Source organism: Methylobacterium sp. CM6241 (assembly GCF_054817845.1).
The window spans coordinates 87,501-100,271 of sequence record NZ_CM139246.1 but is presented as its reverse complement, the minus strand read 5'-3'; the positions used below and the strand labels follow the sequence as shown (position 1 = coordinate 100,271).

Annotated in this window: 16 protein-coding genes (1 of these 16 cut by a window edge); 7 read left to right on the top strand and 9 right to left on the bottom strand. The window is 64.8% G+C overall.

Going from position 1 to position 12,771, the window contains the following annotated elements:
* Window positions 1-125: 125 nt before the first annotated feature.
* The 5 genes from purQ to ACYQR9_RS00430 all read right to left on the bottom strand — a co-directional run bounded on the left by purQ (window position 126) and on the right by ACYQR9_RS00430 (window position 3,579).
* Window positions 126-806, bottom strand: a complete 681-nt coding sequence (purQ, locus tag ACYQR9_RS00450; RefSeq protein WP_207412279.1) for a phosphoribosylformylglycinamidine synthase subunit PurQ — start codon at window positions 804-806, stop codon at window positions 126-128.
* Window positions 806-1,045 (bottom strand): phosphoribosylformylglycinamidine synthase subunit PurS, encoded by a 240-nt coding sequence (purS, locus tag ACYQR9_RS00445; RefSeq protein WP_056434316.1) that lies wholly within the window; start codon window positions 1,043-1,045, stop codon window positions 806-808. Before purS ends, purQ begins: the two co-directional genes overlap by 1 nt.
* A gap of 151 nt (window positions 1,046-1,196) precedes the next feature.
* Window positions 1,197-1,436, bottom strand: coding sequence for a hypothetical protein (locus ACYQR9_RS00440; RefSeq protein WP_056434314.1), 240 nt, complete (start codon window positions 1,434-1,436; stop codon window positions 1,197-1,199).
* A gap of 114 nt (window positions 1,437-1,550) precedes the next feature.
* Window positions 1,551-2,153 carry an ActR/PrrA/RegA family redox response regulator transcription factor gene (locus tag ACYQR9_RS00435; protein WP_056434713.1) on the bottom strand — a complete coding sequence of 201 codons (603 nt, stop codon included), beginning with the start codon at window positions 2,151-2,153 and terminating at the stop codon, window positions 1,551-1,553.
* A 40-nt stretch (window positions 2,154-2,193) separates the two neighbouring features.
* On the bottom strand, window positions 2,194-3,579 hold the full coding sequence (locus ACYQR9_RS00430; RefSeq protein WP_056434312.1) for an ActS/PrrB/RegB family redox-sensitive histidine kinase: 1,386 nt from the start codon (window positions 3,577-3,579) through the stop codon (window positions 2,194-2,196).
* A gap of 194 nt (window positions 3,580-3,773) precedes the next feature.
* Between ACYQR9_RS00430 and ACYQR9_RS00425 the strand changes: the two genes are divergently transcribed.
* Both ACYQR9_RS00425 and ACYQR9_RS00420 read left to right on the top strand, forming a co-directional pair.
* Window positions 3,774-5,042: a polyhydroxyalkanoate depolymerase gene (locus ACYQR9_RS00425; protein ID WP_056434310.1), complete on the top strand. Its 1,269-nt coding sequence runs from the start codon at window positions 3,774-3,776 to the stop codon at window positions 5,040-5,042.
* A gap of 80 nt (window positions 5,043-5,122) precedes the next feature.
* Entirely contained in the window at window positions 5,123-5,857 is a 735-nt protein-coding gene (locus ACYQR9_RS00420; RefSeq protein ID WP_461228343.1) for a M48 family metallopeptidase, read from the top strand.
* A gap of 333 nt (window positions 5,858-6,190) precedes the next feature.
* Here the strand turns inward: ACYQR9_RS00420 and gstA are convergent, their stop codons facing one another.
* Window positions 6,191-6,808: a glutathione transferase GstA gene (gstA, locus tag ACYQR9_RS00415; RefSeq protein WP_207412282.1), complete on the bottom strand. Its 618-nt coding sequence runs from the start codon at window positions 6,806-6,808 to the stop codon at window positions 6,191-6,193.
* A 97-nt stretch (window positions 6,809-6,905) separates the two neighbouring features.
* Between gstA and ACYQR9_RS00410 the strand changes: the two genes are divergently transcribed.
* Window positions 6,906-7,772, top strand: a complete 867-nt coding sequence (locus tag ACYQR9_RS00410; protein WP_461228342.1) for a LysR family transcriptional regulator — start codon at window positions 6,906-6,908, stop codon at window positions 7,770-7,772.
* Window positions 7,773-7,993: 221 nt separating this feature from the next.
* Here ACYQR9_RS00410 and ACYQR9_RS00405 read toward each other — a convergent pair whose 3' ends face one another.
* Complete coding sequence (locus tag ACYQR9_RS00405; protein WP_056434305.1) at window positions 7,994-8,401, bottom strand: hypothetical protein; 408 nt, start codon at window positions 8,399-8,401, stop codon at window positions 7,994-7,996.
* A 296-nt stretch (window positions 8,402-8,697) separates the two neighbouring features.
* Between ACYQR9_RS00405 and ACYQR9_RS00400 the strand changes: the two genes are divergently transcribed.
* Together ACYQR9_RS00400 and ACYQR9_RS00395 are read left to right on the top strand one after the other, a co-directional pair.
* The gene (locus ACYQR9_RS00400; RefSeq protein ID WP_056434711.1) at window positions 8,698-9,156 is read left to right on the top strand and encodes an invasion associated locus B family protein; all 459 of its coding nucleotides are present in this window, start codon (window positions 8,698-8,700) and stop codon (window positions 9,154-9,156) included.
* Between the two features lie 44 nt (window positions 9,157-9,200).
* Complete coding sequence (locus ACYQR9_RS00395) at window positions 9,201-9,827, top strand: hypothetical protein (RefSeq protein ID WP_461228341.1); 627 nt, start codon at window positions 9,201-9,203, stop codon at window positions 9,825-9,827.
* A 91-nt stretch (window positions 9,828-9,918) separates the two neighbouring features.
* On the opposite strand, the gene purC is transcribed toward ACYQR9_RS00395, so the two are convergent.
* Both purC and nth read right to left on the bottom strand, forming a co-directional pair.
* Window positions 9,919-10,713: a phosphoribosylaminoimidazolesuccinocarboxamide synthase gene (gene purC / locus ACYQR9_RS00390; RefSeq protein WP_026175628.1), complete on the bottom strand. Its 795-nt coding sequence runs from the start codon at window positions 10,711-10,713 to the stop codon at window positions 9,919-9,921.
* 244 nt (window positions 10,714-10,957) lie between these two features.
* Window positions 10,958-11,740 (bottom strand): endonuclease III, encoded by a 783-nt coding sequence (gene nth, locus ACYQR9_RS00385; RefSeq protein WP_461222390.1) that lies wholly within the window; start codon window positions 11,738-11,740, stop codon window positions 10,958-10,960.
* A 20-nt stretch (window positions 11,741-11,760) separates the two neighbouring features.
* On the opposite strand from nth, the gene ACYQR9_RS00380 reads away from it, so the two are divergent.
* Both ACYQR9_RS00380 and ACYQR9_RS00375 read left to right on the top strand, forming a co-directional pair.
* Window positions 11,761-12,297, top strand: a complete 537-nt coding sequence (locus ACYQR9_RS00380) for a DUF2244 domain-containing protein (RefSeq protein WP_461228340.1) — start codon at window positions 11,761-11,763, stop codon at window positions 12,295-12,297.
* 3 nt (window positions 12,298-12,300) lie between these two features.
* Window positions 12,301-12,771, top strand: the 5' portion of a protein-coding gene (locus tag ACYQR9_RS00375) for a DUF3016 domain-containing protein (RefSeq protein ID WP_207412287.1). 42 nt of this gene lie beyond the right edge of the window; the window shows 471 of its 513 coding nt (coding positions 1-471); it begins with the start codon at window positions 12,301-12,303; the stop codon falls past the right edge of the window.

Below are 12,771 nucleotides of genomic sequence, written 5' to 3'. Positions count from 1 at the left end.
GTGCGGGAGAAGGTGGCCCGCGCCGGCGGGTCGGATCAGGGAAGTGCCATCTTCGGAAGAAGTCTTCCCCTCTCCCGCCTGCTTCGCAGGCACCCTCTCCCGCAAAGGGGAGAGGGGCTCTCGCACTAAGCCGCGAGGCTTTCGAACAATCCGCGCCCGTCGACCCCGCCGATGAGACCTTCGACGAAGTTCTCCGGGTGGGGCATCATACCGAGCACGTTGAGCTTTTCGCTGTAGATGCCGGCGATGGAGTTCAGCGAGCCATTGCGGTTGGCATCCACGGTCAGCTCGCCAGCCGCATCGGCATAACGGAAGGCCACGCGGCCTTCGCCTTCGAGCCGGGAGATGGTCTCGGGATCCGCGAAGTAATTACCCTCGCCATGCGCCACGCAGACGTCGATCACCTGTCCCTTGGTATAGGCCGAGGTGAAGCGGGTATCGGCGCGCTCCACCCGCAGCATCTGGCGATGGCAGATGAAGCGCCGATCGACGTTGCGCATGAGCACGCCGGGCAGCAGGCCCGATTCGCACAAGATCTGGAAGCCGTTGCAGATGCCGAGAACCAGTCCGCCGCGCGCGGCATGGTCACGAACGGCGTCCATGGCGGCTGCGCGGCCAGCAATGGCGCCACAGCGGAGATAGTCGCCGTAAGAGAAGCCGCCGGGCAGGACCGCGAGATCGGTTCCGGCGGGAAGCGCCGTATCGGTGTGCCAGACCTTGACCACCTCCGCGCCGGCGAGGCGCAGGGCGCGGGCGACGTCACCGTCGCGGTTGGAGCCGGGAAAGACGACGATCGCGGCGCGCATCAGACGATCTCGATCTCGTAATTCTCGACGACCGTGTTCGCCAGAAGCTTCTCGCAGGCGCTCTTCAGAATCGCTTCGGCGCTGGCAGGATCGGTGTCGGCGATCTCGACATCGAACACCTTGCCCTGGCGGACACCTTCGATCCCTGAAATGCCGAAGGACGAGAGCGCGGCTTCGATCGCCTTGCCCTGAGGGTCGAGCACGCCGGTCTTCAGGGTGACGATGATGCGGGCTTTCATGGGTTCGGACTCGATGCTGTGGCTCGGCCCGTCAGGCGATAGTCGGGAAATGCCGACCATGCAACGCGGCGGGGCCATCGTAGCGGTGGTGCGCAGTCCAGCGAGAGACGCAGAGCGGACCCGAGTTCGAGATACGACGCGTATCGCCCGATCAGCGGCGTGCCGCGGGCGCGGCGTTGCGAATCGGTTCGATGCTCACCGCCCGGCGCCAGAGCTGGAGCATGATCCAGGCGGCGATCGAACTGAACAGGACCATCAGCACATGGCCAACGGTGTCGCCGAGATCGAACAGACCGGCCAATGCCCAGCCGGCAGCGATAGCCACTGCGAAAACTTCGGTGCCCACCAGCACCATCATGCTGACGATCGTGATCAGGTTGCGCGTGTTCACGGGGATACGTCTCCGTCGGCCCCGGTGCAGCGATTGCGGCGGGAGACCGGTGCTTTACAGCGCCGGTCCGGTTCCACGCAACATCACGCCACCGAGCCCGTCGTCGGGGTTGGATCAGCGCGGCGCGCGCTTGGCCAGGATACGCTGCAGCGTGCGACGATGCATGTTGAGCCGGCGGGCAGTCTCGGAGACGTTCCGGCCGCACAACTCGTAGACGCGCTGGATATGCTCCCAGCGCACGCGATCGGCCGACATCGGGTTTTCCGGCGGGTCGGCCCGCTCGCCCGGCTGGGCCATCAGCGTACCATGGATCTCGTCCGCATCGGCCGGCTTAGCGAGATAGTCGAACGCGCCGAGTTTCACCGCCGTTACGGCGGTGGCGATGTTGCCGTAGCCGGTCAGGATGACGCCCCGCGCTTCGGGGCGCTTCTCCTTCAGCCGCGCGATCACATCGAGGCCGTTGCCGTCGCCGAGCCGCATGTCGATGACCGCGAATGCGGGTGCGCGGTTCTCGACGAGCGAGACGCCTTCGGCGACGCTTTCGGCCACCTGCACGTCGTAGCCCCGCGCTTCCATCGCCCGCGCCAGGCGGGTCGAGAACGGCCGATCGTCATCCACGATCAGCAGCGAACGGTCGGAAAAAGCCGCCAGCGGATCGGATTCCGAAGTCTGCAGCACATCGGCGGCAGGCGCCGGACTTCCACTCTGCGTCAGCATCTGACGCTCCTCCATTTTCCAAGATCGAATTGTTAGCAACTTATATAGGGGCCGTACTGCGTTCCGTCAGGGGCACCTGAGCGCTCATTTCGGTACCGCGCCTCGGAATCGTGTCACGCTCGAAGATGTGGCGCGCCCAGGATACGCGGACTACGGCTCCGGTTGCTTGGTGTCCGGATACGTTTGAGAGCGTAAGCTGTGCGCCGGAGCGTTCGATCAGTGTCTTTGCAATGAACAATCCAAGGCCGAGGCCGGCGCCGACGCTGTTCCCGCCACGCGTTTTGTCGGGGCTGCGGGTGGTGACATAGGGCTCGCCCGCCCTCAGCAGGATCTCGCTCGAGAAGCCCGGGCCGTCGTCGCTGATCTCCAGGGAGACCCTGTCGAGGGTCCAGCGCGCTTCGATGACGACGCGGCTGGTAGCGAAGTCCACGGCGTTGTCGACGATGTTGGCGAGCCCGAACAGGACCCCCGGATTACGCCGGCAGGCAGGTTCGACCCCGTCGCCACGGCTGGTGACGTCGAGCGCGATGCCCATGGCGCGCTGGGGCGCTACCAGTTCCTCCACGAGATGGCTCAGCGTGACGGTCTGGAGGATGCCGGCTTCGTCGCCATCGAGGGATGTCAGTTTCGACAGGATGCCGCGGCAGCGGTCCACCTGATCGCGCAGGAGGTTGAGGTCGTCCTTCACTGCGGGGGACGCCGTGGGGGCGAGCTGGCGCGTGAGTTCCTTGGTGACGAGCATGATCGTGCCGAGTGGCGTGCCGAGTTCATGCGCGGCCGCTGCCGCCAACCCGTCGAGCTGCGACAGGTGCTGTTCCCGCGCCAGCACGAGTTCCGTGGCCGCGAGGGCCTGCGCGAGCTGCCGCGTCTCGTCGGCGACCTTCCAGGCATAGACGCCGGTGAAGGCGGTGCCGAGGAGGATCGCCGTCCAAACCCCCGAGACGTAGAGGAAGGGGAGTTCGAGCCGCCCGTCCGCGAACCACGGCAATGGCCGGTGGATCAGCGCCAGCATGGTGGCGAGACCCACAGCGAGAAGTCCGAGCGCCAGGGTCCGCTCCGGCGGCAGGGCCGTCGCCGAGATCAGGACCGGGGCGAGGAAGAGCAGCGAGAACGGGTTCTGCAAGCCGCCGGTGAGGAACAGGAGGGCGGCGAGCTGAATGATGTCGAAGGCGAGGAGCAGGGCCGCCGAATCGTCGCTGAGACGGTAGCTCGCCGGAAACCGGATCCTCAGGGCGAGATTCAGCCAGGACGACGCCGCGATGACGAGGAAGCACCAGCCGAAGGGCAGAGGCAGGCCAAGGCCGAATTGCGCGCCGACCACGGCCGCACTCTGCCCGGTGATCGCGAGCCAGCGCAGGCGCACGAAAGTGTCGAGACGGAGATGCCGGGCATCGCGAACGAAGCCGTTGGTGCTCATGTCGATCATGTCTGCTCAACGATAGTGCTCGGCTGGCGGGAATCCATGGCTCGCCCTCCGATTGCACCCGTCCCTGCGCAATCATGCCCCGCGCGGTCTCACCTCGCACACGCGTCGATCCGAACGTTTCCCGGCGCGCGGCGTTCTCTAGCGCGCCCGGTCGCGAGGGACGACGCGACGCGGGACGACGAGGAGGGGCGGATATGAGCTTGGCCTACACCTGGTATGAGTTCGGGCGGATGATGACGGCGCCGGCCCGTCTCACCGCGGACATGGTCAAGCACAGCCTGCAGAATCCCGCCAACCCGCTCGCCTACTCGCCCTACGCGAAGTCCATGGCCGCCGCCTGCGAGATGTTCGAGCGCGGAACCCGCCGTTATGCCAAGCCGGCCTTCGGGCTCACCGGAACCTGGATCGACGGCGCCAGCGTGCCGGTGAGCGAACGGGTGGTGTGGGAAAAGCCGTTCTGCCGGGTCCTGACCTTCGACCGCTCGTTCGCGCGCGGTCCCTCCGAGCCGCAGCCCAAGCTCCTGATCGTAGCGCCGATGTCTGGGCACTACGCCACGCTCCTGCGCGGAACCGTGGAGGCGATGCTCCCCAACCATCAGGTCTTCATCACCGACTGGACGGATGCGCGCCTCGTGCCGATCACCAGCGGGCGGTTCGATCTCGACACGTATATCGACTACCTGAAGGAGATCTTCGTCGCTCTCGGGCCGGACCTTCACGTCATGGCCGTCTGTCAGCCGGCGGTGCCGGTGCTCGCTGCCGTGGCACTGATGGAGGCGCAGGGCATCACGCCGGTGCCGCGCTCAATGACCCTTATGGGCGGCCCCATCGATACCCGCCGGTCGCCCACCGCCGTCAATGGCCTGGCGCAGGAGCGCGGCACGGAATGGTTCGAGCGCAACTGCATCACCATCGTGCCGCTAACGTATCCGGGCGCCTTGCGGAGCGTCTATCCCGGCTTCTTCCAGCTCGGCGGCTTCATGGCGATGAACCTCGATCGCCACGTCAACGCCCATACCGAGATGTTCGACCATCTCGTGACCGGCGACGGCGATTCCGCCGAGAAACATCGAGAATTCTACGACGAGTATCTAGCGGTGATGGATCTCACGGCCGAGTTCTACCTGCAGACGGTCAAGACCGTCTTCGTGGACCACGCCCTGCCCAAGGGTGAGATGCTCCATCGCGGCGAGCGAGTGGACCTTGCTGCCATCCGGACCTGCGCGATCCTCGCCATCGAGGGCGAGAACGACGATATTTCCGGCGTCGGGCAGACCAAGGCCTCCCTCGACCTGACTCCGAACCTGCCGCCCGAGCGCAAGGCTTATCACCTGCAGGAACGCGTGGGGCATTACGGGGTGTTCAATGGCTCGCGCTATCGCACCATCATCGCGCCGAGGATCGCTTCCTTCATCCGCGACATGCAGGCCCTTCCGGCCATCGAAGAACGCCCGGCAGCGTGATGCGGGCGGGGCGCGCGAAAGTTCTGGACGTGAACCACGCACAGATGGCGGTGGCGGGAGGCTGCCGTTAAGCTGACCCGATGAGAGTCGCCCTGCTGCGCGGGTCCGATCCCGACCATATCGACATCCTCCACGAGGGCGTGAAGTTCCGTGTCGTCCTGCGCCGCCGCCCGACGGCGCGCAGGCTGACATTGCGCGTCTCGAGCGCCACCGGCGAGGTGGTGATGACCTTGCCGGCGCGGACCTCCCTGGCCGTGGCCCGCACTTTCGCGGTGAGCCATGGTGGCTGGATCGCCATGCGGCTCGCCAAGGTTCCGGATCGGGTGGCGTTCGAGGCGGGGGCCGAGCTTCCCTTGCGCGGCGTGCCTCATCGCATTCTCCATCGCAGCGAGCGCAGCGGGATAACGCTCGTGACGGAGGCGGAGAACGGACCTGCGCTCTCCGTGGCGTGCGAAGCTCCCCACCTGCCGCGCCGTGTCATGGATTTTCTCGAACGGGAGGTGCGCAAGGATCTCGCGCGGTCGGTCTCCCAGTATACGGAAAAGCTCGGGCAGGGGCCGAAACGGATCACCGTCCGCGACACCCGCTCGCGCTGGGGATCCTGCACCGCGCGCGGCGAGCTGAACTTCTCATGGCGCCTGATCCTGGCGCCACCCCTGGTGCTCGATTACCTCGTGGCGCACGAGATGGCCCACCTGCGCGAGATGAACCATTCCTCACGCTTCTGGTCCCTGGTGGGATCCCTGTGCCCGCATGTGGAAGAGGCCGAGTGCTGGCTCAAGCGCAACGGCGCCAGCCTCCATCGCTACGGCTGAGGCGCAACCGGACACCCGTCGGTCCGGAACCGGCATCTGGTACCACCCGCCTCCGCCCCCAATGCGTCTCGAGGCAGTGAAGCACCGTCGGATGCAGGTTCGTATTGGCAAGCCGATGCTTCACCTCGCGGAGACCTTTGGAGCATCATGGATTTTCGAACGTAAAACCGATGAGCGCGTTCGCGAAACCTGTCCGCAAGCGAACGTATGCCATCCCCACTGCACATCCGGGGCATTGCGGATCCCGTCGGGCGTGCGCCTACCATGCGTGTCCTCGACGAAGCCGTGTTTGGTCCACGAGTACGGGAATCTCATGGAGACAGTTGGCTTGGATCAAGAAACGGACGACAGTTGTGCTTCACGCATATGAGCTCGGACGACCGATGGTCGCCTCGCGATCCGGCTATGGTAGTCGTCGATCCTCGGCCAACGCATGAGGTCGATCGAAAAGCCCGGCATCCAGCCGAGGACCGTGTAGAGGTAAGCATCCGCGACCGTAAAGCGGTCGCCCAAGAGATATGCCTTCTTGAGCAATGTCGCATCGATCAGATCGAGCCGCCTGAAAAGGCGTGTCTCGAAGGTGCTTCGTACAGGTTTGGGCAGGGTCTGGTTGAACAGGGGCGCAGCACCCGCGTGGATCTCGCTCGTGATGAAGTTGAGCCATTCCTGCAGACGGACCCGTTCCAGCGTTCCGTTCGCCGGCGCGAGACCTAGTTCCGGCCGGAGGTCGGCCAGATACTGAACGATGGCCGGTCCCTCCGTTAGCACCTCCCCATCATCGAGTTCGAGCGCAGCGACATATCCTTTCGGATTGACGGCGAGGAAGTCGCGGCCCTCCGAGGTCCGCTTGGTGCGATTGTCCACCCGCACGAGATCGTAGGACAGATTCAACTCCTGCAATACGATGTGCGGCGAGAACGAGCACGTGCCGGGTGCGAAGAACAGCTTCATAGGATCGCCTGACGAGAAGAGGAACGTACTCGACATTGACTAGCGATTCTGGTGAAGGGAAATTAATTGGAGAGAATGTCTCATAAGCTGAGCTACTATGAACCTGACCCAACTCCGCGGCTTCATCGCTGTCGCTGAAGCGGGCAGCTTCACAGCGGCAGCGGCCGCCATGGGCATCACCCAATCCGGCCTAAGCCAAGCGCTCGCCGCCCTCGAGGAGGCGCTCGACATGAAGCTCCTCGTGCGGCAGCGGCAAGGGGTCGAGTTGACCGCATTCGGCGAGCGGGCGCTCGAACATGCGCGGACCGCCTGCGCACATCTCGATGCGATCGGGCGCGAAGCGCGAGAGGCTGCCGGCCAAGAGCATGGATCGCTGCGGATCGCTGCTTTTCCCAGCGTCATCGCGACCGTTTTACCTCCGCTCCTGCGGCGCTTCCACGCGCTACATCCTGGCATCGAGACCGTCATCCTGGAGACGGATGACCGGGAGGTTGAAACGTGGCTAGAGAGTGGCGCCGTCGATCTCGGGGTTGTTCTCAACCCGCCGCGGGACGTCGAAGCGATTCCCCTTGGGGAGGACGCGTGGGTCGGCGTCTTGCCGGCGGCTCATCGTTTCGGACGACATGGCAAACTGTCGCTCGCTACGCTTGTGGCCGAGCCGTTCGTCCTGGCTACGGGTGGGTGCCATCATCATGCGCGTACGCTCGCCGAGCAAGCGGGTCTGTCGCTGGCGGATATTCGGATCGAGGTTCGGGACTGGTCGAGCGCCATCGCCTTCATACGAGAGGGGCTCGGCAGCGGCATCGTACCGGAATCTACGTTGCCCGAGACGCGGAAAGGGTTGAAGGTCGTCCGGCTGGATCCCGCGATCTCCCGGCATTTCGGCTTGCTGGCGACCTTGGCTCGCAAGCCATCCCGGCCTGCCGAACTGCTAATGGCGCTCGCGCGGCATCGAGCCGTGTGACCGGTCCCATCGGTCTTAGCCTGGCAGGCGCTTCGTGCGGCGGCTTCCAGAGTATGTCGCTGTATGACGCGTGCGATCAGCAAACCACGCGTCATGAGCCGCCGCTTTCGCTCCGTACTCATACGACCGCATACGGATGGTAGCTTACTGGCAACCAATCTGGACACGGACTGGCGAGAACCCATCCGAGGCGGACGATGTCCGTCGTCGGGTCTGGGAGGCTACCCGCGAGCGCGCAAGATCCGGCGTCGCTCGACCTGCTCGACCGGCCAGGTCGGGCGGGCGTCGACATCGCCCGGTCGCATGGTGCGAGGGGCGACGCTGTCGCAGACCTCACGCTGGCGCAGGATCGTCGGGTTGCCGAACTCGTCGAGGCGGCGGACATATCCACCATCACGGCAGAAACCGGCGATCTCGGCCGAATTGCTGTTCACGCGGCCGCCCGGCATGCGCCGGATCGGCCGATGCTCGACCACGAGCGGACCGTCGCGGTTGAGGGACCGCTCGACATAGGTGGTCTCGTCCACCGGCAGCGACTGAGCCGCGGCGGAAGTAATGCCGGCGAAAGAGCCGCCGGCCAGACAGGCACTGGAAAGGATCAGGAACGCGGCGGTAGCAGGATATCGCATGGGCTCGGTCCGTTGGAACTGGTGGCTTTACACTCGGAACTAGGGCGTGTTCCCGCGAAACGATAGTCCGTGTTCGTAAACTAGTGGTCACGCTTGACACAGAATAGCCGCGCATGGTCGGAACACCGCTGGTTTCATCCGGTGCCCCTGGCCAGAAGGGGTGAGGCGAGAGGGATCGGCGCGTGGGTTTTCGAGGAATGCTGAGGCGCGCAAGGCGGGTCGCCAAGGGGCGGGCGACCGATGCGGGGCGTCTCGCACGGATCGGCCTCTTTTGCCTGGCTGGATTGGCCGGTGCGATGCTGGCGGGGAGCGACCGCGCCGAGGCGCAGGGCATGGTCCGCAACACATTCGGTGATTGGCAGCTTCGCTGCGAGACGCCGGCGGGGGCGAAGGCCGAGCAATGCGCCCTGGTCCAATATCTGGCGGCTGAGGACAGGCCGAACCTGACCCTCGTCGTCATCGTCCTCAAGACAGCGGACAATCGCGGGTACCTGCTGCGCGTGGTGGCACCGCTCGGCGTGCTGCTGCCCTCGGGCCTCGGGCTGAAGATCGACAAGACGGATGTCGGGCGGGCCGGGTTCGTGCGCTGCCTCACCACTGGCTGCGTCGCCGAGGTGGTCATGGACGAGAACCTCATCAAGCAGTTCAGCGCCGGGGTGCAGGCCACGTTCATCGTGTTCCAGACCCCGGAGGAGGGGGTCGGCATCCCCCTTTCGATGAAGGGCTTCGGCGACGGGTTCACCAGCTTGAAATAGGTCTGTTCCGGCGCCCCGCGCCGGCAATTCAGCGGGATCTGAGGATGCGGACACGCGCGAAAACGGTAGGCATCGCCCTGATGGCGGTCCTCCTGCCCTGGTCAGCCAAGGCCGAGGACGGCAACTGGTTCACCAATATGCTGAAATACGGCGGGACCACAGTCCCGCCGTCGCAGCCGGCCGACCTCGGCGAGGTCTATTGCCCCACGGTCGATGTCGCGGAAAACGGTGCCGCCCTGCGCAGCTATGGTGGCCGGGCCGACGACAATGCGGGCCTGCGCAGCCAGATCACCTTGGGACGACTCGCCCGCGAATGCGTGCGGCTGGCCGATGGCTCGGTGAGCGTGAAGGTCGGTGTCGAGGGGCAGGTCCTCCTCGGACCAGCTGGCCGACCGGGTCGGTTCGAGGCCCCGGTCTATTTCACCATCAAGGCCGGGGACCAGATCATAGCGACCAGGGCGCGCAAGGTGTCGGTGTCGATCGGGCCGAATGAGGCGCAGGGGCTGTTCACGGTGATCGAGGAAAATCTCGTGGTCCCGCGCCCCTTGAGCGAGAGCTACGACATCGGCGTCTCGCTTCACGGAGCGCCGGGCAAGGCCGCGGTAAAGCGCAAGCGCAAAGCCGCGCCGGCTGCCGCCCAGGCCGAGACCAGTCCCGAAGCGGCGCAGTAGCCTTCGGCCACGAGCTTCGATCGATCACGCATGGAAAAAGGGGCCACCGCTCGCGCGGGGCCCCTTTTTCATACCGTTCCGGTAGAAGCTTCTACTGAACCAGGCGTGGACCGCCCGACTGAACCTTCTCGTTCTCGGACATGATGCCGAGACGCTTGGCCACTTCCGTGTAAGCCTCGATCAGGCCGCCGAGATCCTTGCGGAACCGGTCCTTGTCGAGCTTGTCCTGGCTCTTGATGTCCCACAGCCGGCACGAATCCGGGGAGATCTCGTCGGCCACGACGATGCGCATCAGGTCGCCTTCCCAGAGGCGGCCGGTCTCGATCTTGAAGTCCACGAGGCGGATGCCGACGCCGAGGAAGAGGCCCGACAGGAAGTCGTTGACGCGGATGGCCAGGGCCATAATGTCGTCGATCTCCTGGGGCGTCGCCCAGCCGAATGCGGTGATGTGCTCTTCCGACACCATCGGGTCGTTGAGCGCGTCGTTCTTGTAGTAGAACTCGATGATCGAACGCGGCAGCTGCGTCCCTTCCTCGAGGCCGAGGCGGGTGGCGAGCGAGCCGGCGGCGACGTTGCGCACCACGACTTCGAGCGGAATGATCTCGACTTCGCGGATCAGCTGCTCGCGCATGTTGAGCCGGCGGATGAAGTGGGTCGGCACGCCGATATCGTTGAGGTGCTGGAAAACGAACTCGGAAATCCGGTTGTTCAGCACGCCCTTGCCGTCGATGACCTCGTGCTTCTGCGCGTTGAAGGCGGTGGCATCATCCTTGAAATGCTGGATGAGCGTTCCCGGCTCGGGTCCTTCGTACAGGACCTTCGCCTTGCCCTCGTAGATGCGACGGCGGCGGTTCATAGGCGTATACCGTGGTTTGAGGAAGTCCATGGCCGTGACTCCTTCGGACAGTCGATGTGCGGAATCCGCGGCGTGGCGGTCTCGATTGAGACCGGGCCGCGAGAACACATCGTTTGTCGAAAGCCTCGACGACCGTGGCGCAAACTACCCGAAGCGGGTTTGCAGTACAACGCGTCCGCCCGCAGCCCGGCCCTGCAGGGCGAGCCGGATGTGTATGGCGGTGGGCGACCACGCAGTCCCGCGAATCCCACGGCCGATGGATGAGCCAAACCCCTCAGGCGACGACGGTCTTGCTGGGATAGCGACAGAGGTCGGCGATGAGGCAGGTCGGGCATTCGGGGCGCCGCGCCTTGCAGACGTAACGTCCGAACAGGATCAGCCAATGATGCGCGTTCAGGCGGAACGGCTCCGGCACGATCGCTTCCAAACCTGCCTGGACCTTGTCGGTCGTCGGCGCGACGACGAGGGGAATGCGATTCGAGACCCGAAAGATGTGGGTGTCGACGGCGATGGTAGGCACTCCGAAGGCGACGTTCATCACCACGCTTGCGGTCTTGGTGCCGACACCCGGTAGGATTTCGAGATGCTCTCGCGAAGCCGGGACCTGCCCGTCATGCTGGTCCACCAGGATGCGGGACAGTGCGATGACGTTCTTCGCCTTGGTGTTGAACAGTCCGATCGTGCGGATGAACGCGCGGACGCGCTCTTCCCCCAATTCCAGCATTGCGGCCGGCGTGTCGGCAATGGCGAAGAGGGGTGCGGTGGCGAGGTTCACGCTTTTGTCGGTGGCCTGGGCCGACAGCACCACCGCGACCAGAAGCGTGAACGGGTTGAGATATTCCAGCTCCGCCCTCGGTTCCGGATTGGCGGCGCGTAGCCGGGCGAAGATCTCGGTGACTGTCGCGGCATCGACAGGGGAGGGGGCCGTCTCAACTTTCGCAATGAGCGGCTCGGTGATGGTCGCGGCGATCTTCTTCCTTGTCCGAGGAGCTCCCGGAGCGGGTGATGTCGTCGCGGTCGCGGACTTCTTTGGGCGCTTCGACTGTCGGCTCTTCATTGGTGGGTTATATGTGTCCCATGGAGAGCGGCAACATGGTTCGCGACACGATCCCATCCCATCCCGACGGGCTCGACCCCAACAGCGTCGACGTCCCGGTTTTCCAGGCCACCATCCGTCCGCACCAATCGCTGAGCCATATCGGCTTCCGCAATGTGATGATCGGATGCGGGGCGGCTTCCCTCGTCACGTCCATCGCCTGCGTTCAAGCCGGATTCTGGCCGGTGGCCGGGTTCTTCGGTCTCGATATGATCGCGCTCTACATGGCGTTGAAGACGAGCCTGAAGCGCGGGCGCTCCTTCGAAGAGGTCATGATTTCGCCGATCGAGGTGATGCTGGCCCGAGTGACCCATCGCGGCGAGCGTCGCGAATGGCGCTTCAATCCCCTGTGGACCAAGCTGACCAAGGTCGAGGATGAGGAATACGGCCTCCAGACCCTGACGCTGGTGTCGCGCCGGGAATACGTGGTGGTGGCACGCGATGCCTCTCCGCCGGTCCGTGAGCGGATCGCCGAGGGACTGACGCGGGCATTGGCGGATGTAAAGAGGGGGTACTGAACCTTGCAAGCGGCCCTCGTTAAGCTCGCCCTGGTTCTGATCGGCTTTGCCGGCTCCGCGATCGCGGCACCCGGCGGATCGGTCGAGATACGCTTCATCGAGCCCGACCGTTACGTCGATGCCAACAACCGGTTCAGTTCAGGGATTGGGCCCCAGGCGACGCTCACCGAGCTGCGCAGATTGATGGAGCAGTCGGCATCCCCCTACCTCGCTCCTGGCGAGCGACTGGTCATCGATGTGTTGGACGTGGATCTCGCGGGCTTCCCCAATCCCGGAGCCAATTTCCCATACGGCCTGCGGGTCGTCACCGATGCGACTCCGCCCTCCTTTCGGCTGCGATATTCGCTGTTGAACCAACGGGGTCAGCGCATCGCGACGAACGATGAGCGCGTGAGCGATATCAATTTCCTGCTCGGTGCCCGAACCACGCAAGCCGGCAGCTTTCCCTATGAGCGCGAACTTCTCCGGGAATGG

What these genes read in the sequence shown, in the direction of transcription:
- ACYQR9_RS00380 (WP_461228340.1), top strand. Translation starts at nt 11,761, where the DNA reads ATGGAGAGCGGCAACATGGTTCGCGACACGATCCCATCCCATCCCGAC.
- ACYQR9_RS00420 (WP_461228343.1), top strand. Translation starts at nt 5,123, where the DNA reads ATGAGAGTCGCCCTGCTGCGCGGGTCCGATCCCGACCATATCGACATC.
- purC (WP_026175628.1), bottom strand. Translation starts at nt 10,713, where the DNA reads ATGGACTTCCTCAAACCACGGTATACGCCTATGAACCGCCGCCGTCGC.
- ACYQR9_RS00430 (WP_056434312.1), bottom strand. Translation starts at nt 3,579, where the DNA reads ATGATCGACATGAGCACCAACGGCTTCGTTCGCGATGCCCGGCATCTC.
- ACYQR9_RS00395 (WP_461228341.1), top strand. Translation starts at nt 9,201, where the DNA reads ATGCGGACACGCGCGAAAACGGTAGGCATCGCCCTGATGGCGGTCCTC.
- ACYQR9_RS00435 (WP_056434713.1), bottom strand. Translation starts at nt 2,153, where the DNA reads ATGCTGACGCAGAGTGGAAGTCCGGCGCCTGCCGCCGATGTGCTGCAG.
- ACYQR9_RS00425 (WP_056434310.1), top strand. Translation starts at nt 3,774, where the DNA reads ATGAGCTTGGCCTACACCTGGTATGAGTTCGGGCGGATGATGACGGCG.
- gstA (WP_207412282.1), bottom strand. Translation starts at nt 6,808, where the DNA reads ATGAAGCTGTTCTTCGCACCCGGCACGTGCTCGTTCTCGCCGCACATC.
- ACYQR9_RS00405 (WP_056434305.1), bottom strand. Translation starts at nt 8,401, where the DNA reads ATGCGATATCCTGCTACCGCCGCGTTCCTGATCCTTTCCAGTGCCTGT.
- purQ (WP_207412279.1), bottom strand. Translation starts at nt 806, where the DNA reads ATGCGCGCCGCGATCGTCGTCTTTCCCGGCTCCAACCGCGACGGTGAC.
- purS (WP_056434316.1), bottom strand. Translation starts at nt 1,045, where the DNA reads ATGAAAGCCCGCATCATCGTCACCCTGAAGACCGGCGTGCTCGACCCT.
- ACYQR9_RS00400 (WP_056434711.1), top strand. Translation starts at nt 8,698, where the DNA reads ATGCTGGCGGGGAGCGACCGCGCCGAGGCGCAGGGCATGGTCCGCAAC.
- nth (WP_461222390.1), bottom strand. Translation starts at nt 11,740, where the DNA reads ATGAAGAGCCGACAGTCGAAGCGCCCAAAGAAGTCCGCGACCGCGACG.
- ACYQR9_RS00410 (WP_461228342.1), top strand. Translation starts at nt 6,906, where the DNA reads ATGAACCTGACCCAACTCCGCGGCTTCATCGCTGTCGCTGAAGCGGGC.